Origin of the sequence: Williamwhitmania sp. (genome assembly GCA_035529935.1) — a bacterium.
Classification (GTDB): domain Bacteria; phylum Bacteroidota; class Bacteroidia; order Bacteroidales; family Williamwhitmaniaceae; genus Williamwhitmania.
The window spans coordinates 1-20,577 of sequence record DATKVT010000062.1; the positions used below are offsets into that span (position 1 = coordinate 1).

The 20,577-nt window shown below is 44.9% G+C and carries 17 protein-coding genes and 1 tRNA gene; 13 read left to right on the forward strand and 5 right to left on the reverse strand.

Annotated features, from left to right (window positions below; all coding sequences use genetic code 11):
* Positions 1–210 precede the first annotated feature (210 nt).
* Positions 211–729: a hypothetical protein gene (locus VMW01_04340; GenBank protein HUW05469.1), complete on the forward strand. Its 519-nt coding sequence runs from the start codon at positions 211–213 to the stop codon at positions 727–729.
* A 472-nt stretch (positions 730–1,201) separates the two neighbouring features.
* Here VMW01_04340 and VMW01_04345 read toward each other — a convergent pair whose 3' ends face one another.
* Positions 1,202–3,529, reverse strand: coding sequence for a tetratricopeptide repeat protein (locus VMW01_04345; protein HUW05470.1), 2,328 nt, complete (start codon positions 3,527–3,529; stop codon positions 1,202–1,204).
* A 182-nt stretch (positions 3,530–3,711) separates the two neighbouring features.
* Here VMW01_04345 and VMW01_04350 point away from each other — a divergent pair, with 182 nt between their 5' ends.
* The 12 genes from VMW01_04350 to VMW01_04405 all read left to right on the forward strand — a co-directional run bounded on the left by VMW01_04350 (position 3,712) and on the right by VMW01_04405 (position 16,676).
* Positions 3,712–4,590: an alpha/beta hydrolase-fold protein gene (locus VMW01_04350; protein HUW05471.1), complete on the forward strand. Its 879-nt coding sequence runs from the start codon at positions 3,712–3,714 to the stop codon at positions 4,588–4,590.
* A gap of 102 nt (positions 4,591–4,692) precedes the next feature.
* Positions 4,693–4,884, forward strand: a complete 192-nt coding sequence (locus tag VMW01_04355; protein HUW05472.1) for a cold shock domain-containing protein — start codon at positions 4,693–4,695, stop codon at positions 4,882–4,884.
* Between the two features lie 90 nt (positions 4,885–4,974).
* On the forward strand, positions 4,975–5,202 hold the full coding sequence (locus tag VMW01_04360; GenBank protein HUW05473.1) for a VF530 family protein: 228 nt from the start codon (positions 4,975–4,977) through the stop codon (positions 5,200–5,202).
* A 47-nt stretch (positions 5,203–5,249) separates the two neighbouring features.
* On the forward strand, positions 5,250–6,821 hold the full coding sequence (locus VMW01_04365) for a glycine--tRNA ligase (GenBank protein ID HUW05474.1): 1,572 nt from the start codon (positions 5,250–5,252) through the stop codon (positions 6,819–6,821).
* A 97-nt stretch (positions 6,822–6,918) separates the two neighbouring features.
* The gene (locus VMW01_04370) at positions 6,919–8,244 is read left to right on the forward strand and encodes a glycosyltransferase (protein HUW05475.1); all 1,326 of its coding nucleotides are present in this window, start codon (positions 6,919–6,921) and stop codon (positions 8,242–8,244) included.
* Positions 8,245–8,319: 75 nt separating this feature from the next.
* Positions 8,320–9,402: a UDP-N-acetylglucosamine 2-epimerase (non-hydrolyzing) gene (wecB, locus tag VMW01_04375; GenBank protein ID HUW05476.1), complete on the forward strand. Its 1,083-nt coding sequence runs from the start codon at positions 8,320–8,322 to the stop codon at positions 9,400–9,402.
* A gap of 238 nt (positions 9,403–9,640) precedes the next feature.
* The gene (locus tag VMW01_04380; GenBank protein ID HUW05477.1) at positions 9,641–12,046 is read left to right on the forward strand and encodes a YfhO family protein; all 2,406 of its coding nucleotides are present in this window, start codon (positions 9,641–9,643) and stop codon (positions 12,044–12,046) included.
* Between the two features lie 17 nt (positions 12,047–12,063).
* A complete protein-coding gene (locus tag VMW01_04385) occupies positions 12,064–12,948 on the forward strand; it encodes a permease-like cell division protein FtsX (GenBank protein ID HUW05478.1) in 885 nt (294 codons plus the stop codon).
* 27 nt (positions 12,949–12,975) lie between these two features.
* Positions 12,976–13,251 (forward strand): DUF3098 domain-containing protein, encoded by a 276-nt coding sequence (locus tag VMW01_04390; protein HUW05479.1) that lies wholly within the window; start codon positions 12,976–12,978, stop codon positions 13,249–13,251.
* Between the two features lie 126 nt (positions 13,252–13,377).
* Complete coding sequence (gene truB, locus VMW01_04395) at positions 13,378–14,160, forward strand: tRNA pseudouridine(55) synthase TruB (GenBank protein ID HUW05480.1); 783 nt, start codon at positions 13,378–13,380, stop codon at positions 14,158–14,160.
* Between the two features lie 59 nt (positions 14,161–14,219).
* Positions 14,220–15,269, forward strand: coding sequence for a tRNA preQ1(34) S-adenosylmethionine ribosyltransferase-isomerase QueA (queA, locus tag VMW01_04400; GenBank protein HUW05481.1), 1,050 nt, complete (start codon positions 14,220–14,222; stop codon positions 15,267–15,269).
* A 117-nt stretch (positions 15,270–15,386) separates the two neighbouring features.
* Positions 15,387–16,676 carry an NAD(P)/FAD-dependent oxidoreductase gene (locus VMW01_04405; protein ID HUW05482.1) on the forward strand — a complete coding sequence of 430 codons (1,290 nt, stop codon included), beginning with the start codon at positions 15,387–15,389 and terminating at the stop codon, positions 16,674–16,676.
* Positions 16,677–17,069: 393 nt separating this feature from the next.
* On the opposite strand, the gene VMW01_04410 is transcribed toward VMW01_04405, so the two are convergent.
* The 4 genes from VMW01_04410 to VMW01_04425 all read right to left on the reverse strand — a co-directional run.
* Complete coding sequence (locus tag VMW01_04410) at positions 17,070–18,779, reverse strand: S41 family peptidase (protein ID HUW05483.1); 1,710 nt, start codon at positions 18,777–18,779, stop codon at positions 17,070–17,072.
* Positions 18,780–18,790: 11 nt separating this feature from the next.
* A complete protein-coding gene (locus tag VMW01_04415; protein ID HUW05484.1) occupies positions 18,791–19,234 on the reverse strand; it encodes a dCMP deaminase family protein in 444 nt (147 codons plus the stop codon).
* Between the two features lie 57 nt (positions 19,235–19,291).
* Positions 19,292–19,375 (reverse strand) — tRNA-Leu (locus tag VMW01_04420).
* A gap of 50 nt (positions 19,376–19,425) precedes the next feature.
* A partial coding sequence (locus VMW01_04425; protein ID HUW05485.1) for a transketolase C-terminal domain-containing protein occupies positions 19,426–20,577 on the reverse strand: 1,152 nt, incomplete at its 5' end.

The following is a 20,577-nucleotide window of genomic DNA, read 5'->3' on the forward strand; positions in this document are numbered from 1 at the left end:
GGCCAAGCAGGCATCCTCATCGGGGAATCGCTGCTGAAACTCGAAAATAGTAAGGCTGTCGAACTTCTTCTCCATACTCTAAATCATTTATACCCCTAAAATACTACATTTATCCGTATTGGCTGAATGCCTAATTCAATATTGTTATTATTCAAGAAATAGAATATCAGTATATTACACAAAAATATTTCACCCAAGCGTTTGTTGAAAATGAAATGGATTTATAAGTTTGATGCCTTTTTTTTATGGGTTTTTTCCTTGAAAGGAATGGCTATCTTATTAACATTGCTAAGTTTACAATTTGTGTTAGTATTTTACATTATTAGATATAGAGTAATTGGTGAGTATAGCAAGGGGAAAGACCGTTATAGTTTATCTATTGATTTACTTAAGAACAAGTTTTTCTTATTCAATACAAATGCTACACCGTTGAGTGATTGTTATTATGTTGTTAAGAAGAATGAACAAATAGTATTTAAGTTTAGGATAAAGTGTATTGATGAGGGTTATATGCATCCTTACATTTATGCGCTAAAAAATGATACTTTAATTATTGGTGATAGAAAGTTTTCACAATTAGTGCTTTTGAATATAGCAACTAATAGAGGGAGGCTATGTCTACGTGATGTAAAATTTGAGTATATTGATAAGTCCGGATTCCCTGGGGATACTAGCGTAGTTAATTATGATTTACGACGAATAAGGACTTGTTATGATAATTATTATTAGGGAAAACTATGCGGCTGTCTTCGTCCATACTACACTCAGGTAAACCGTTGAAACGGTTATGTTTCATAATCTATTTTGGGAACCCACGGTTGAACCCGTGAGCTATGGGGTTCAATGGTATGGGTGGAATGGAAGATCCAAAACGTTTTGTTCTTGTATCAAGGCCATCGCTAGCGAACCCGAGTATTCCTTCCCTCCATAGTTCTGCCGTGCCTTCGGCACTTGTTCGCCTCTAAAAATGGCAGATATCTACCATACTTTCGTCCCTTCGGGACTCATATCTACACTATGTTTGAGCGAATTAAATTCAAGTGCCGAAGGCACGGCATTATGGTAGCAAATGGGCAATAGGTTGATTTGAAGTGCCGAAGGTACGACAGGTAAACGGTTTCAACCGTGGGCTATGCATGTTGTTGAATGAACCATGCTATCTGTTCTTTGCGATGATCTCTAATTTTTTGCGATAGCTCCCTTAAGGCAGCACAATCCCCATTATTAAAATGTCGTCAACCTGCTTGTAGTGGCCCATCCAAGTTTGGAGTGCGTTGTCGAGATTTTCGTTTTGAATCGCTAGGGGTAGCTGCTGGATTTCAGCAATATACTTTTTGAGGTTGTTCTGCAGAAACTTATTTCCCTTTGGACCACCCATCTGATCCCCGTAGCCATCGCTCATGAGGTAAATTTTGTCGCCGGGGAGTATCTGTGTGGTTGCAGTTATAAAAGGTCTTCCCATCAAGGGATGGAAACCAATTGGCATCTTCTGCCCCTTTAGCTCCCACAGGTTTACTCCTTCACACTCTGTAATTAAGGTGGCGGTTTCGAACGGAATGGGGCCGTCGGCTTTACGGGCAATGAGAATGGAGTTGTAGGCGCCAGAGAAGGAGAGCATGTGGCTCTTCTTGTGGTATGAGCAGAGAGCCATGTCGATGCCGTCGAGCGGGTCGTGCGCCGAACCCGTTTGGTGCAACGTTTCCACAATGGTATCGCGCATTAGGTTGAGAATGGCTGAGGGATCGGTTAGCTGGTTGCGGGCTACCAGCTCGTTGAGCGAGGAGATTCCCAGCAGGCTCATGAACGCACCCGGAACGCCGTGCCCGGTGCAATCTGCAGCCGAGAAGAGACAATAGTCCTCCTGCTCCGAAATCCAGTAGAAGTCACCGCTAACAAACGCTTTGGGTCGGTAGAGAATAAAATGATCGGCAAAAACCCTCGATAGTGCCTGCTGGTCGGGCAGCATCACCGTTTGTATTCGTCCGGCATACCGTATGCTGTCGGTAATTACTTTCTGTTGACCTGCAATCTTGTCCCGTTGCTGGGTAGTAATCTCGTGCTGCGCCTCAATCTCCTCCTTCTGATTTAGTATCTCCCGGTTCTGCTGCTCAAGAAGCAAGTTGCTGCGCCGTTTTTCTTCGTTTCGCTTTAGCAGCAGAAAAGCAAAGGCAAGCGCTAGAATAAGTCCTGCTCCAACGGCAATGGAGATAATTTTTTGTCGCTCCAATCTCGATTGTTGCTCCGCATCGAGGTGTTGCTGCTGGAGTTCCTTGTCCTTCATCTGCTTTTCGAGCGCATATTTCTCCTCCATTTGGGTAACCTGCTGGCGGTTAAGGCTATCGCGGAGGCTCGAAAAGGCAACATACTTGCGAATGGCCTCGTCTAAATTCCCCGCCATGGAGTAGGCTAAAGTTTGACCAAGATAAATATCTTTCAAATCTTGCTTCAGATTTTGCTTGAGGGCTATCTTATCAGCTTTATCGAAGTAGGAGATTGCCTCCTTTGCTCTTTTCTGCTTAATTTTTACCAGCCCAAGATATCGGTAAAGCATTGCCAAATCGAGGCTGTCGCCAATTCTTTGTTTTATCTCCAGTGCCTGCGCAATGTTTTGTTCAGCCTTGGCGTAGCGCCCCAGCTTGTAAAGGATAATTCCATTTATACCCTTTGCCATGGCTACACCATGTTCATTACCCGATGCCACGTTGGCTATGTACACATGAAGGTTCTGCTGAAAGGCTACATCAATTTTACCAAGCATGAGGTTAATAGCAGCCTGCTCCGACATGCAAAGTATAATGCCGTTGAGGTCACCCTTACCATTATTAAGCTTCTTGTAGCCACGCAACGATTTATCCAAATATTCGAAGGCCTTTTCTGGCTCATTGGAAATACGAAACAGACGGGCAATGTTGAGGGCGGTCCATGCGATACCCTCATTGTCTTTGGTTTTTTCATAGAGGTCGAGCGCCTGAAGGCTTAGCTCAAGTGCATCTGTATACCTTCCGAACAATCTGTAAACGCTGGAAATGTTGGTTAGGCTTCTTGCAATTTCAACGGTGTCGGCAATTTCATTGCCAAGTATCAACGAATGGTTGTATGCGCTGAGGGCATCACGGTAGCTCCCCTTTAGCTGGTAAACATTGCCTATTCTGTTAAGCGCTTTTGCTTCGCTTGCCTTAACCCCCACCCGCTGGTAAAGTTTAAGAGCTCTTTGGAGATGGTTGAGGGCTGGGTCGAAATTGTTGCTCAAATACTCTAGGTAGCCAAGCGAGAAGTAGCATTCAGCTGTCAACTCGCTTATGCTTTGCTTTTGGGCTGCCTGAAGGGCTTGGTCCGCCCAGTAATACGATCGTGGTGTGTTGCTGTTCCTTTGTGTCCAACTAATTTGTAGCATCAGCGTCACCTTTTGAGCAGGGTCGGCTGTTGGGAGCTGGTTAATCAACTTTAGGGTGTCTGTTTCGTTACCTCCTGCCGAAAGAAAAAGAGGGTAAATGATTAGGGCAAAAAGTATCGAGAGAGGCTTCGTCATAGTAAATCATTTGACCGACTAATGTACACAATTGATGTTGATTTTCTATAAGTCAGCATAATTTATTAAGTAGGTTCTCTCTTTTGTGGAACTTGCCTGGTGCGAATGTTTCATCATTGCCTGCTTTTTGGTTACCTTGCCCACTGTTTACCAACGTAGTGAATTAATAAAAAGAAATAGTGATGAAAAGAGTATTGTTTTTACTTCTGCTGGCCATAGGTTTTGGAATCCCAAGTTTCTCTCAGGATATTAGCCATGGAAAAGTTGTTGAAGGGCTTTCCTTCGAAAGTAAAATTCTTAAGCAACCTGTAAACTATGCACTCTACCTTCCTCCCGATTATGATGCCTCACAGCGTCGCTATCCTGTAGTTTACCTGCTGCATGGCTATTCCGACAACCAGTCGGCTTGGATACAGTTTGGCGAAATTAACAGGATAATGGATGCAGGTATTGCCAGCGGTACCATCCCGCCCATGATTTTGGTTATGCCAAACGCCAAGGTAACCTGGTATGTGAACGATTACACTGGGAAAGTCCGTTACGAGGATATGTTTATTAAGGAGTTCATACCCTTTATTGATGCCAGCTACCACACTCGACCTACGAGGGAGTTTCGTGCCGTTGCTGGTCTTTCGATGGGTGGCTATGGCGCACTGATATATGGTTTTAAGCATCCCGACTTGTTTTCGGCATGTGCGGGCTTGAGCCCAGCGGTTCTAACCGATAAGGAGATTAAGGGCCGCCTTTTGAACAACACCTACGACCTTGATTCCGTGTATGGACCGTTGGTATCCGATAGTCTACCGCAGCATTGGTATAGTAATAGTGTGTTAACCATTGTGCAAAATATTGATCCTGCCAAGGTTGCAACCTTGCGAATTTGGATCGACTGCGGCGACGACGACCACCTAGCACGAGGAAATTCAGCGCTGCACATCCTGTTGCTCGATAAGGGTATTGCCCATGAGTATCGTGTTCGCGATGGTGGACACACCTGGAGCTACTGGCGAACTGGAATTGGTCCGGCTCTTGAATTTGTCGGTCAAGGTTTTCACCGGTAGCCAAAAAAATGCTTAAATGAAGAAAAAAAGTGATTTTATTTCTATTTTTTCCGATTATTAATTTTTTATGCCTAACTTTGTGCAAATTAATTTTTTAGTAGAATGAACAACGGAACAGTAAAGTTTTTTAACGAGACCAAAGGTTTTGGTTTTATTAAAGACGAAGATTCAGGCAATGAATACTTTGTGCACGTATCTGGCTTGAAAGATCAAGTAAGAGAAAACGACAAAGTAACTTTCGACCTTCAAGAAGGTAGAAAAGGTTTAAATGCAGTAAATGTTAAGCTAGCATAGTTTAAATACTACAAGTCATTTAAGTGCCTAGGCCTCACCTTCAGTGAGGCCTTTTTAATACGGTAAGTTGGTGGTTAATTATATTGAAGTATGGAGATCCAAAAGAATAATCCGCTGCACGGAAAAACGCTCGAGATGATACTCGTAAGCCTGGTCGACCACTACGGTTGGGAGCAACTTGGTCACCGAATAGACATTAATTGCTTCAACATTGATCCCTCCATTCAGTCGAGCTTAAAGTTTCTTAGAAAAACACCATGGGCTCGCAAAAAGGTTGAAGACCTCTACCTCGAGGTCATTGAACCCTATAATCCTTAGCATATTCTTGTAAGCACCTATCTGCAATACCAAGAAATCGATTACTTTTGCCTGTTAATAGTGTAGAACTTTTAAATAAAGCTATGGTTCAGGAGGAGTTGTTTAAAAAGCTGATTGCGCACTGCAAGGAGTATGGGTTTATTTTTCCCTCAAGTGAAATTTACGATGGGCTTAGCGCCGTGTACGACTACGGTCAAAATGGTGTAGAGCTCAAAAACAATATAAAGCGCTACTGGTGGGATGCCATGGTAAAGCTCAACGAAAATATTGTTGGGCTCGACTCTGCCATATTCATGCACCCCGAAATATGGAAGGCCTCGGGGCACGTGGGAGCGTTCAACGACCCACTAATCGATAACAAGGACTCCAAAAAACGTTACCGTGCCGACGTCCTTATCGAGGACTACATGGCTAAAATTGAAGATAAGGTTGAAAAGGAGGTTGAGAAAGCTCGCAAGCGTTTTGGCGAGACTTTTGACGAAGCCATGTTCCGCCAAACAAATCCCCGTGTACAGGAAAACCTTCAGAAGATAGAGGAGGTGAGAATGCGGATGGTGAAAACCCTTGGGGAGAATGACCTCGAAGGTGTTCGGCAGCTGATTATCGATTTGGAGATTGCATGCCCAGTTTCTGGTACCCGTAACTGGACCGAAGTTCGGCAGTTTAACCTCATGTTCGAAACAAGGATTGGCTCGGTAAGCGAGGAGGCAAACGTAATATACCTAAGGCCAGAAACAGCACAGGGAATTTTTGTGAACTTCCTCAACGTACAGAAAACGGGACGCATGAAGCTCCCATTCGGAATTGCTCAGATTGGGAAGGCCTTCAGAAATGAGATTGTTGCTAGGCAGTTTATCTTCCGAATGCGTGAGTTCGAGCAAATGGAGATGCAGTTCTTTATCCGTCCGGGTGAGGAGATGAAGTGGTACGAGCATTGGAAGCAATTCCGTATGCGTTGGCACAAGGCACTGGGCCTTGACTCGGCCAAGTATCGCTTCCACGATCACGATAAGCTGGCGCATTATGCCAACGCTGCCAGCGACATTGAGTTTGAATTCCCCTTTGGATTTAAGGAGGTTGAGGGTATTCACTCCCGCACCGACTTCGACTTGGGCAACCACCAGAAGTTCTCCGGTAAGAAGTTGCAATACTTTGACCCAGAAACCAACGAAAGCTATGTGCCATACGTGGTAGAAACCTCCATTGGGGTTGATAGAATGTTTTTACTGGTACTCTCAGCTGCCTATGTGGAAGAGAAGGTGGACGATGGTGAGCGCGTAGTGCTGAGAATTCCACCAGCCCTTGCTCCTGTTAAGGTGGCTGTGCTTCCTTTGGTGAAAAAAGATGGATTGCCGGAATTGGCTCGCAAAATAATGGATGACCTTAAGTTTGACTACAACTGCCAATACGAGGAGAAGGACACCATTGGCAAGCGCTATCGCCGTCACGATGCCATTGGAACGCCTTACTGTATAACTGTTGACCACAAATCGCTGGAGGATGGAATGGTTACCATTCGTGAGCGTGACACAATGGTACAAGAGCGCATACCTATTGAGCGTGTTCGCCAGATTGTGGAGGAGCGGGTTAGCTTTAGAGCAATATTGACAAAACTATAGCCATATTACCATGGCATAGGCCGGAGGCTCTGTTGGCTTCCGGCTTGTTTTTACCCATTAGCTGAAGCCTCTTTAAGTATTTGGAGAAAGGATTAAAATGGAGAAAACTTTGCGCAGAGTATTGGTGATTACCTACTACTGGCCGCCGGCTGGGGGTGCCGGTGTGCAGCGCTGGCTAAAGTTTGTGAAGTACCTCTCCATGATGGGCTGGGAGGCGCTGGTCTATACTCCGCTCAATCCCGAAATTCCCGTTGAGGACAGGTCGTTGCTGGACGAGATTCCGCCCGGAACAACCATTATTAAGACTCCCATTCGAGAACCTTACAATTTCTACAAGCGATTTGTGGGAATGAAGTCAACCGACCGTGTTGCTGCCAACTTTATTTCCGATGGCAGTAAGCCAAGCTTTGCCCAAAAGGTGTCGGTTTGGATTCGGGGCAATTTTTTTATTCCCGACCCGCGTGTATTTTGGGTTTTACTATCTGTGAGATTTCTTAAGGAGATGCTAGCCGAAGACCCGGTAGACCTTATCGTGACCTCAGGTCCGCCACACAGCATGCACCTCATTGGTCGTCGTCTGAAGAAGTCGCTGGGAATACCATGGGTGGCCGACTTCCGCGATCCTTGGACAAATATCGATTTTTACCATGAACTCATGCTTACCTCCATTGCCGATTCAATTCATCACCGTTTAGAGCGTAAGGTTGTTCAGACAGCTGATTTGGTTGTTACGGTGAATAAGGCCATGGAGGAAGATTTTCTTAGTAAAGGGGCAAAGAAGGTTGTGGTTATTTCCAATGGTTTCGACGAGGCTGATATGGTGGAATCCACCGCTGTTTTTGGCGAAAAGCTATCCTTTGTCCACATTGGAACATTGGGTGAAACCCGCAATCCACTGGCCTTTTGGACCGCACTAGGAGAGTTGATTCGCGAGCAGCCATCAATAGCTGAGCATATTTTGGTGAAGTTGGTTGGTAAAGTTGACCACTCCGTTACCCAGGTTGTGGCGAAAAATGAACTTGCTAACCTAGTGGAGTACGTTACTTACATACCTCACATGGAGGCCATTAAGGAGCAGCAAAACGCAGGTATATTGCTTCTGCTGGTAAACAACACACCAACGGCAAAGGGTATTGTGACAGGAAAACTTTTTGAATACCTGGCAACAGGACGTCCCATTTTGGCCATCGGTCCCAAGGACGGGGAGATGGCAGATATTTTGCATCAGACAAAGGCTGGGAAGGTATTCGATTTTGACGAAGTGAATGAAATAAAGCAATACATTGTAGGCGCATTGGAGCAATTTAGAAAAGGGTTGCTGGTTGTTGAACCACAGGATTTGGCGCTATACTCCCGAAAGGAGTTGACCCGCAAGCTGGCAATGGTAATGGAGGAGGTAGTGGAGCAACACAAGTTAAGGTGATGCCATTGTTATTATTAACCCTTTTTCCAAGGAGTGATTTTTTTGAAACAGTAGATATTTTTTAGGCTAATTGTTATGCAGAAAATTCTTACCGTTGTTGGTGCCCGTCCTCAATTTATTAAAGCAGCTGCAGTAAGTCGCAGGCTAAAAGAGGTGGGTATAGAAGAGGTGCTGGTGCATACGGGCCAGCATTTTGACAAAAATATGTCAGAGGTTTTTTTCAACGAGATGGAGATTCCAAAGCCACACTACAACCTCGATATCCATAGCCTTACCCATGGCGCCATGACGGGGAGAATGATGGAGCATATCGAAACGGTTTTGCTGAAGGAGCGTCCCGATGGTGTTATGGTTTTTGGCGACACCAACAGTACTCTTGCAGGAGCGTTGGCCGCCCGCAAGTTACACATACCTGTAGTGCATGTCGAGGCGGGTCTCCGCTCGTTCAACATGGATATGCCGGAGGAAATTAATAGGATACTCACCGATCGAATCTCAAACGTGCTGTTTTGTCCAACTGACGCCGCTCTGGCCAATCTCAAGCTCGAGGGATATGATAACTTCAACATCAAAATTGAGAAGAATGGCGACGTGATGCAGGATGCAGCCCTCTTTTATTCTGAGAGAGCGGCTCAGCTCTCAAACATCATTCAACAGTTAGAGTTGAAGGGTAAACCTTTTGTGCTTGCCACAGTTCACCGTCAGGAAAATACCGATAATCCTGAGTTGCTGCGCTCGTTAATTGGTGCCTTGAATAAAATAAACAAGGAGATTACTGTTGTTGCACCCCTGCATCCTAGAACGCTGGGTATGACCGCCAAGGAGAGGATTGTGCCAGAATTTAAGGTTGTTGAACCGGTTGGCTACTTCGACATGGTTGAACTGCTTAAGGCCTGTAGCTTGGTTATGACCGATAGCGGTGGTGTGCAGAAGGAGGCTTTCTTCTTTGGAAAAAACTGCGTTACGCTGCGCGAACAAACAGAGTGGGTGGAGTTGGTTGAAGGAGGCTACAACATGCTTGCTGGTGCCAATGATGAACTCATCTATAAGGGATTCAAGGAGATGATGTTGAGGAAAAACGATTTTTCTGTGAATCTTTATGGGAAAGGGAAGGCAGCACTTAAGGTTGCTCAAACTCTCTTAGCATGGACAGTATAACTGCCAGCTTAACACACGGATAAACCATAACTAAATTTAGTACACAGGTAATCTTAATATTGGTTAAATATCGCTGAAAGTTAAATTGCTATTGCTTTGGCGAGTAAAAATAGGTTACCTTAGTATGTTGAAAACTGAATAATAATGCAACGGGTTGATGGCTTACCAACTGCTGGAAAGCGTTCAACTTGAATTTTTTACTGTGGACACATTGTTGAACAACTAACCTGTTACTAGCGTGAAAAACAACCTGCTTAAATCATTTTGGCCACACATTGTTGCCGTTGCAAGTTTCTTGGCCATTTCGTATGCCTACTTCTACCCTCAGCTCTCCGGACAAGTGCTCAGTCAGCACGACAATAAGATGTACATTGGTATGTCGAAGGAGATTAGCGACTTTAGAGCAAAAACTGGCGAGGAGGCATTGTGGACAAATAGTATGTTTGGCGGAATGCCAGCATACCTAATCTCTACCGTTTACAAAACCAACCTTTTAAAGTATGTCGAAAATGTTATCCAGATAGGGCAACGTCCCGCAGCCTACATTTTTGTGACCATGCTAGGGTTTTACATCCTGCTGCTTGCCTTTGGTGTTGATTGCTGGCTTGCGCTGGTGGGGGCTGTCGCATTTGGGTTTTCGTCGTACTTCTTCATAATACTGCAGGCCGGGCACAACTCCAAGATGGATGCCCTTAGCTACATTGCCCCCATGATTGCGGGAATATGGCTTGCCTATCGGGGGCGCTACCTGCTGGGGGCCGCATTGGCCGGTCTCTTTCTGGGGCTTGAAATTAATGCAGGGCACCTGCAAATTACCTACTACGGTGCCATTCTTGTGCTGTTTTTAATTGGCTACATCGTATACCACACCGTTAAGCATAAAACATGGGATAAGTTTGTTAAGGGCTCGGCGGTTCTTATTGTTGCTTCAATTTTGGCCATAGGTGCCAACTTCTCGTCGCTATGGTTTACTTACGATTACGGAAAGGATTCTATAAGGGGGAAGAGCGAGCTCACCCACAACAAGGATAACCAAACCTCTGGGCTCGACAAGGATTATGCCACCGCCTGGAGTTACGGGAAGTGGGAAACCTTCGACCTCTTTATTCCAAACCTGATGGGAGGGAGTTCCATGAACGGCGTGGGTACCGACGGCAAACTATATAAAACATTGTCTTCAAGTGGTGTGCCTAATGCTGCTGAAATTGCACAATCGGTACCTGCTTACTGGGGCCCTCAGCCTATGACTTCTGGACCTGTTTATCTTGGAGCCATTGTGGTCTTTTTCTTCTTTTTCGGAATGTTTTTCCTGCGTGGAAGCCTGAAATGGTGGCTGCTAGGTGCTACTGTTTTGGCCATTATGCTTGCGTGGGGAAATAATCTAATGCCTCTTACCAACTTTTTCCTCGACCATGTTCCCGGTTACAATAAGTTCCGAACCGTTAGCATGATTTTGGTGATTGCCGAGTTCACGGTTCCATTTATTGGCTTTCTTGCCTTAAAGCCAATTGTTTCAGGCGATTTTGACAAGAACCAATTTCTTCATGCATTTAAGTGGAGCCTTTCTATAACAGCAGGCATTGCACTTTTCTTCCTGCTATTTGCAGGTGGCATCTTCGACTTTAATACCAGCTTCGAAGCACAATGGCCGCATAATATCGCTGAAGCGCTGTGGTCCGATAGAGCCTCCATGCTCAAGGCCGATGCTTTTAGGTCGCTTGTATATGTGCTGCTTGCTGCAGGATTGTTGCTGGCCTATGTTTACAAGAAGGTAGATAAAAAGGTGTTTATACTAGGCTTGCTGGCGCTAATTTTAATGGACATGTGGACCATTAACAATCGCTACCTCAATAGCAAGAATTTTGAGATGGCCTCGCAGGCAAGTGTTCCGTTTACCCCTTCAAGTGCAGATTTGCAAATTCTAAAGGATACCAGTCCCGACTACAGAGTTTATAATCTTACCGTTTCCCCATTCAACGATGCCTCCACCTCCTATTTTCATGAATCTATAGGAGGATATCATGGTGCAAAGCTTCGGAGATATCAGGAGCTCATCGACCATCAGATTTCTGAAGGGAATATGGCTGTGCTCAATATGCTCAACACGCGTTACTTTATCGTGAAAGGACAAAATGGACCAGAGGCTCGGTTTAACCCCGCTGCACTTGGCAATGCTTGGTTTGTTGATACCCTTAAGGTGGTTCCCAATGCAGATGAGGAGATGGATGCACTTACCCACTTCAGCCCGGCCACAGAGGCGGTGGTTGACCAGCGTTTTGCTTCCCAGTTTACAAAGGTTACTTTTGCAGCAGATACGGCAGACCATATTGAACTTACAAGCTACGAACCCAATAAGCTTGACTACAAATATAATCTCGCAGCTGACCGTCCGGCGGTATTCTCTGAAATATACTATGCAAAAGGATGGCATGCCTCCATCGATGGTAAACCAGCACCGCATTTTCGTGTAGATTATGTGCTACGCGCCATGATGCTGCCAGCTGGAGAGCATCAGGTGGAGTTTGTATTTAAGCCGAAGATGTTTGCAATTGGTAAAAATATCGACTTGGTTTCGAGTTTAATTCTTATTCTGGCTGTTTTTGGAGCACTGGGCTTTGAGTTGTTTCGCTACCTTAAGAATTAGGAATAATTTGTTAGAAAATGAGAAAAGGCGAAGGACAGCAGGTTAATGCAAAGAGAAGTTTACGGTCCTCATACTTGAGTTCTATAATTAGCATAGCCTTGGTGCTTTTCACGTTGGGGGTTGTGGGGCTTTTGCTATTGCACGCAAAGCGGCTCTCCGATTTTGTAAAGGAGAATATTAGTTTTTCTGTGGTGCTGAATGAGGATGTAAAGGAAGTTGATGCTGCCGTTCTTCAGAAGTCACTCGATGCCTCGCCCTACGTAAAAAGCACAAACTTCATTTCCAAGGACGATGCGGCCAAGATAATGAAGGAGCAGCTTGGTCAAGACTTTGTTCAATTTCTTGGCTACAATCCGCTGGGGGCATCAATTGAGGTACGCTTAAAGGCTGATTACGCTAATACTGACTCAATTTCAGTAATTGAAAAAGACCTTAAGGCGTTCAATCAGATAAAGGAGGTAAACTACCAAAAGTCGCTGCTCGACCTTGTAAACGATAATGTGCGCGAGATAAGCTTGATTGTTTTGGCGTTTAGTGCGCTTTTACTTTTTGTGTCGCTGGTGCTTATCAACAATACTATTCGGCTCTCTGTGTATGCACGACGGTTTTTGATTAATACTATGCGGTTGGTTGGCGCCACCAATGGCTTTATTCGACGTCCTTTTCTTTTGCGAGGCATTTTGCACGGTGTTTATGCCGGTGTCATTGCCGATTTACTTTTACTTGCACTAATTTGGTTTGGGCAGGAGCAGGTGAAGCAAATTCTTGATATTGCTGATCTGAATATACTTATGGTCCTTTTTAGTGCAGTTTTGTTTGTTGGTGTTGCCATAAGCTACACCTCAACTTTTTTTGCCGTTCGTAAATTTTTGAGGCTCAAAGTTGATGACCTCTACTACTAGTATGTTAACTTTGTAAAAAATATTGCTATGGCACAGAAGGAGATTAAGAACAATGAGGTTGAGGGTAAGAAATTTGATTTCGCCCTTGGTTTTGAGAACTACAAGTTGCTACTCATTGGTTTTGCAATTATTATTCTTGGCTTTATACTCATGTATGGTGGAGGTAGCCAAGATCCCAAGGTTTTTAGTTACGACATATTCAGCTTTAGGCGGATAACTGTTGCCCCAATTGTGGTTATGTTTGGCTTCCTGTTTGAAATCTATGCCATTATGAAGAAGCCAAAGGAGGAAAAAAGTAAATAACTGTCACTTTTTTGTTTAGATAAATGTCTCCTATTTAATAGGGGATTATAGGTGTGTCGTGTTAATTCCACTCAAAAGGATTAGGATTTAGAGTAATAAACGTAACACTTTTTTTAAAGTGTTAAAATGAGGGGTACTGGCAGTTTGGGAACGGTTGAGGTTGTAAATTTAGCGGCGTACGAGGGTATCCCAGTCAATACGGTCGGGGAGAACGTTCAGGAAACAGGTGCATTTCTAATTGTAGATAAACCCTATAGGTGGACCTCCGCTGATGTAGTGCGTAAAGTTAAGGTTTTGCTTAGGCAGCATTACGGATTGCGAGATGTTAAAGTTGGCCATTCTGGCACGTTGGACCCGCTTGCGACGGGGGTCCTTATTATCTGCCTAGGAAGAAAGGCTACAAGGCTTGCCGAAGCACTTCAGAGTCACCCAAAAACTTATTATGCCGGTGTTATGCTTGGTGCAACAACACCTTGCTTTGATCTTGAGAAGGAGGTTGATAAAGTTTACCCATGGGAGCACATTACTCGCGAAAAGGTTGAGGAGGCTCTTTCAACCCTAGTTGGGGAGCAGGAACAGATACCACCAATATTCTCAGCCAAGATGGTAGAAGGGCATCGTGCCTATAAAATTGCGCGTAGAGGCGAGGAGGTTGAAATGAAGCCAAACCTCATCACCGTTTGGGAAGCCCACATTGACTCCATTGAATTGCCATTGGTGAATGTGGTTCTAACTTGCAGCAAAGGGACCTATGTACGAGCTTTTGCTCGTGATTTAGGTGAGAAGTTGGAGAGCGGAGCACACCTTGTTTCGCTCCGAAGGTTGTCGAGCGGACAGTTTACCGATGCGAGATCGCTAACGCTTGAGGTGCTGGAGAAAAAATTTACAGAAAAATTTGCGGCTGAGTGAAACAAGTGAAAAAACTTCTCGTATAACGCTCAGTATATAAAAATACAAATTCAACTTTTATGAAATTATCCCAATTTAAGTATAACCTGCCGCCAGAACTTATTGCCAAGAATCCGGCCGAGCACAGGGACGAATCTCGTTTGATGGTGCTTAATCGTGCAACAGGGAAAATAGATCACCTCATCTTTAAGGAGATAATTAACTACTTTGACGAAGGAGATGTGATGGTTTTCAACAATACGAAGGTGTTTCCAGCGCGGTTATATGGCAACAAGGAGAAAACTGGGGCAGAGATAGAGGTATTTCTACTTCGGGAACTCAACCGTGAGCAGCGACTTTGGGACGTATTAGTTGACCCCGCTCGAAAAATTAGAATTGGAAATAAGCTTTACTTTGGTGAAGACGATACGCTGGTAGCCGAGGTTATTGACAATACCACCAGCCGTGGCAGGACACTCCGCTTTTTGTTTGATGGAAATTACGATGAGTTTAAGGCTACACTCTACCGGTTGGGAGAAACTCCGCTTCCAAAGTTTATTCGACGCAACGTGGTACCAGAAGATAGGGAACGCTACCAAACCATTTTTGCTAAGCACGAAGGCGCCGTGGCTGCTCCTACTGCTGGATTGCATTTTAGCCGTGAGTTGCTTAAGCGGCTGGAGATTAAGGGTGTTAATATGGCTGAAATTACACTTCATGTTGGATTGGGAAATTTTAGAACCGTAGATGTAGAAGACCTAACCAAACATAAGATGGACAGTGAGCAGATTCGTATTTCTGATGATGCGGTCTCAACTGTAAATAAGGCCAAGGAAAATAAACGAAATGTTTGTGCCGTTGGAACCACCGTGCTTCGTACGTTAGAAACCTCCGTTACCACCGATGGATATTTGAAACCCTATGAGGGTTGGACCAACAAGTTTATTTTCCCTCCATATGAGGTTCTAGTTCCAAATAGGATGATCTCCAACTTCCACTTGTCGCAATCGACTTTACTTATGATGGTGTGTGCTTTTGGTGGCTATGACCGCATAATGGAGGCCTATCGAGAAGCGGTGAAGGAGAAGTATAGGTTTGGAACCTATGGAGATGCTATGCTAATTATTTAGCAATTAAATATTTCCCTATTTAAATTAAAGATGCTCTCCCGGGCATCTTTTTTGTTTTTTCTTTGTGAACGAAATAGCATGACAGTTGTTTCTACGCGGACATATTTGTTTAATTGTATGCTAAACATTCCAATTACTACACAGAAGCGCATCGTTATTGTTGGTTCCGGTTTTGCAGGACTAACCCTTGCTCAAAAATTAAAATACTCGGGTTACCAAGTGGTGCTCATTGATAAGAACAACTACCACCAGTTTCAACCCCTGCTTTACCAAGTGGCCACCGCCGGATTAGAACCTAGGGATATCTCATTTCCCCTCCGGAAGATTTTTCAAAAGTTTAATAATACGTTCATTCGTATTGCTGAGGTATCGAAGATCGACACTCAGGAAAAGGTGGTTACCACTTCTCTTGGAACGGTACATTATGATTATCTAGTCCTGGCCAATGGGGCATCGACCTCGTTTTTTGGGATGAAGAGTGTTGAGGAGCACTCCATTCCCATGAAAAGTGTGGCGGAGGCCTTGGTATTACTGAACAGCATTTTACATAATTTTGAGGATGTGCTGGTTACGTCCGATCAAGAGGTGAGGGAGTCGGAGATGAACATTGTTGTTGTTGGAGGAGGCCCCACAGGCGTGGAACTTTCCGGCGCATTGGCCGAAATGAAGCGGTATGTTTTCCCAAAAGATTACCGTGAGTTGGACTGCAGCAAAATACGAATAGTTTTAGTTGAGGCCGCCGACCAATTGCTCAATGGGATGTCGGCTGCCTCTTCAAAAAAGGCTGAGAAGTTCTTGCAAAAGTTAGGCGTGGAGATACTGTTGTCAACGCAGGTTGTGGACTATAATGGTCGGCTGGTTTCTTTTAAATCAGGTGAAAGTATTAGAACCAAAACGCTGGTTTGGGCGGCAGGTATTACTGCAAACTTATTAGAGGGTGTTCCCACATCTTCGGTGGTGCGGGGAAGGCGCCTGCTTTGCGATAGCGTTAACCGTCTGCAAAATGCCAACGACATCTTTGTTCTTGGTGATACTGCTTATATTACCAACGAAAAGTGGCCCAATGGACATCCTCAGGTTGCACAGGTCGCCATACAGCAGGCGCGAAATTTGGCGCGAAATTTTGTTAGACTTAAAAAAGGCCAACCATTAAAACCATTCCGATACAGTGATTATGGCTCTATGGCTACCGTTGGTCGCAATAAGGCGGTGGTGGATCTGCCATTTGCACACTTTCAAGGGCTTTTTGCTTGGATCCTTTGGATGTTTATTCACCTTCGTTCCATATTTGGGCTGAAGAACAAGATTCAGATATTTATCAATTGGGTTTGGAGCTACCTCACCTACGACCAAAGCCTTCGGCTAACCTTTCTACCCAAAGATTTTCGATTTAGAACCAAGGCTTAACCTTTTATGATTTTTTGAAGCAGGTCCCTGTATTCTAGTGCAAACGATATGAAATTGTTGGCATCTTTGAGTTCTAGCTTCTAGCAGATGTTGGTCAGGTGATTCTCAATAGTTTTATGGCTAGTCATATGTTTGTAGGCTATTGGTAGTTTCGGTTAGCCAAGGCATGGCTTTGGTTTTGCGATTCCGGTTTTATACCCCCACCAAGCTCCCACTAAGTGTGGGAGGCGTCTGCTTGGCAAGTTTGTTTCCTAATTGATAAGGTTAAGCCAAACTTTGGTTTTTTGTCACTTATTACTATTCAATCACCTGTCACTATCAAAGGTTGTTGGCTATAGACCTTAGACTATAGGTAAACTACTGCACAACTCCGGACCTCCGGACTTCTTCCTACTATCCTTTGTTTGCTGCAATGCTCTGTTTCTGCGGAACGGTTTTTAGCAAGGCAAATGCATTAAGCTTGCTGCTCGACCCAACCGGGCCGAGATCAGCGGTGCCTTTTTCCAGTATTTCTACGGCCTTTTGCAGCGTATTGTCAATTTCGCTGATGATTGGGTAGAATCCGTCGTTGTCGAGAATATCGCGGGCTATATAGGCCTTCAGCTGCGTTTCAATAATTTTACCGCTTGCCTTGAGCTCACCTGGCTTTGGCGTGACCTTGTTTTTTCGGGCATACTCCTCAAATCCCTTCAGCAAACCAAGCGTGTTGAGGTAGGCTTCGAGTGACTTCACTGTTTTATACTTTTGAAGAGTGGCTCGCTTGGAGTCGGTGATGCTGAAAGCATAGCGATAAATGAGGTTCTTTGCCGATACTATTCTAAAGTAGCGATTAATACCAACGGTATCGAGCGGCACAAATACGTCGGGCATGATACCTCCTCCTCCGTAAACAATCTTGCCTCCAGGAGTTTTGTATTTGAGTGAGTCGGCAAACTTAATAGAATCGACCTGCTCAAATTCGCCGTGAAGATAACGGTTGGTGATATCCATGTAGTATTCATCCTCAGAGCCATAGGTGTAGTGCTTCTGAATACTTCTACCAGTTGGTGTGTAGTATCGCGCTACTGTAAGCCTTAGCGCGGAGTTGTCGGAAAGGGGAATTTGCTCCTGAACTAGGCCCTTCCCAAAGCTCCGACGACCAACGATAGTTCCTTTATCGTTGTCCTGAAGTGCACCGGCAAGAATTTCGCTGGCAGAGGCCGAGAACTCATCGATGAGGATAACGAGCCTGTCGTTCATGCAGCTTGATTTTGCATCGGAATAGAGATTCTGCCTTGGGCGCGCCTTACCTTGGGTGTAAACAATAAGCTTGCCTGCTGGCAGAAACTCATTGGCTATCTCTACGGCTTGGTCGAGATAGCCACCGCTGTTGCCTCTAAGGTCGAGTATCATGCCCTTCATGCCTTCCTTGTGTAGCTTGTTGGTAGCATCCATGAATTCTTGGTAGGTTGTTCGGGCAAAGCGGGCAACCTTGATGTAGCCAATCCAATTGTTAATCATGTAGGCGGCATCGATGCTGTAGATTGGAATTTTATCGCGAGTAATAGTAAAGTCGATCAACTCTTTAACTTCGCTTCGCTTAACACCAATTTTAACTTTGCTGCCGTTAGGGCCACGCAGCTTTTTAACAATGCTATCCTGATTCATTTTAACCCCTGCAATGGTTTTCCCGTTTACTGTCACAATGCGATCTCCGGCCATTACACCCACCTTTTCAGAAGGACCTCCAGGAACAGTTGATATTACAACCACTGTATCATTATTAACGCTGAAGTGAACTCCAATGCCACTAAATTCTCCGTCCAGCGGTTCGTTAACTGCTGCCAACTTATCAGCAGGGATGTAGACTGTGTGTGGATCTAAATCCTTTGCTATGGCCTCAATTGCTTTCTCTTCCAGGTTGGCGGTGGAAACGGTGTCGACATATTCGTCGTGTATAAGCTTAATAACGTCTTCAAGCTTGTTGGAGCCCGAGTTTGGGAAGAAGAGGGTTGTGGGCGTTTGGTTTTTCTTCAGTCCGAAACCAAGAAATATTCCTATTACTACTGCAATGGCAAGCAGCAGTGGGAGCCAAATTTGACGCTTTGTATTTTGGTAGTTCATCGAGGGTGGTTTTAAAGTAATATGTGGTCAACGGTTATTCCGGCGCGCTCCAGTAGCGCAAGCCCGTCGGTATTGTGATACTTTTCAAGAAAAACAACCCGCTTTATTCCTGCCTGAATAATTAATTTAGAGCATTCGAGGCAAGGAGATGCGGTAATGTATAGGGTGGCACCATTGCTGCTGTTGTTGCTTTTGGCCACCTTGGTAATAGCGTTGGCTTCGGCGTGCAATACATAAGGTTTGGTATTTCCATCCTCATCCTCACACACATTCTCAAAACCGGATGGCGTGCCGTTATAGCCGTCGGAGATTATCATTTTTTCTTTCACAATAAGGGCACCAACTTGCCTTCTGGTGCAGTAGGAGTTGGTTGCCCAAATCTGCGCCATCTCAAGGTAGCGCTTGTCGAGTTGTACCTGTTTTTCCCCATTAGGGAAGAAGTTTGTGTCTTCCATTTTTCTTGTTTTGGGTACAAAAAAACCCTCAAAAATTGAGGGTTTAGGTTATTAATGTACCCGGAGCCGGGATCGAACCGGCACGATATTGCTACCATTGGTGTTTGAGACCAACGCGTCTACCAATTCCGCCATCCGGGCATTACATTAAGAACATTGGGTGTGCGAAGATAATTAATAGTTTCAAGCCATCAAAATATTTTTTTCTTCGCACTGTCTACCTTCCCTCTTATATTCTGCTTAACTAGTTCTAACGCTGTGGTTTTAATCCCTTCCAAATCCATACCGCATTCTCGGTAAAGGTCTGCTGGAGTGCCATGGTCGATAAATCGGTCTGGAATTCCTATTCTTACCACCCGAGGCATGCTCTCCTTGGAGCTAAAGTATTCGATTACAGCACTTCCAAAACCTCCCGCGAGGGAGCCATCCTCTATTGTGATCACATTTTGGAAACGGAGCCGAACCTCTTCTAGTATCTCCTCATCCAACGGTTTTATAAACCGCATATTGTATACTGCAACTTCAACGTCCATAAGCGATAGTTCCTCGGCGGCCTTAAGGGCAACATTACCCAAGGGACCTAGGCTGAGAATTGCCAATTGCAAACCATCGCGTAGTAATTTGCCCTTCCCGACTTCAATTTTTTTGAACGGTTTTATCCAATCTACCGTTTCGCCACGCCCTCTTGGGTAGCGAATAACCCACGGACCCTGACCGTTGAGCTGTGCCGTGTACATCATGTTGCGTAACTCCTCTTCGTTGAGGGGCGATACAATGGTGAGGTTGGGAATGGTTCTAAGAAACACGAGGTCGAAAACGCCATGATGGGTTGCGCCATCCTCACCAACAATGCCGGCCCTATCGAGACAAAGAACTACCTGTAGCTTTTGTAGAGCAATGTCATGAATTATTTGGTCGTAGGCCCTTTGCGAAAAAGAGGAGTAGATGTTGCAAAATGGGATAAGGCCTTCTGCTGCCATGCCTGCGGCAAACGTAGCGGCATGCTGCTCGGCAATGCCCACATCAAAGGCACGGTCGGGCATCTTATCCATAAGCAAATTCATGGAACAGCCGCTGGGCATGGCGGGGGTAACCCCAACTATTTTTGAATTGGCCTGTGCTAACTCCACCAGCGTTTCACCAAACACATCCTGAAACTTGGGTGGAAGCGGTGTGATGGGCTGTAAAGCTATGGGCTCACCAGTTATCCTATCAAAAATTCCAGGTGCATGAAATGCTGTTTGATTTTCCTCTGCCGGTTTGTAGCCTTTTCCCTTAACGGTAACGCAATGCAGCAACTTTGGACCCGGGATGTCTTTTAAGTCGTTTAGAATCTTAACTAG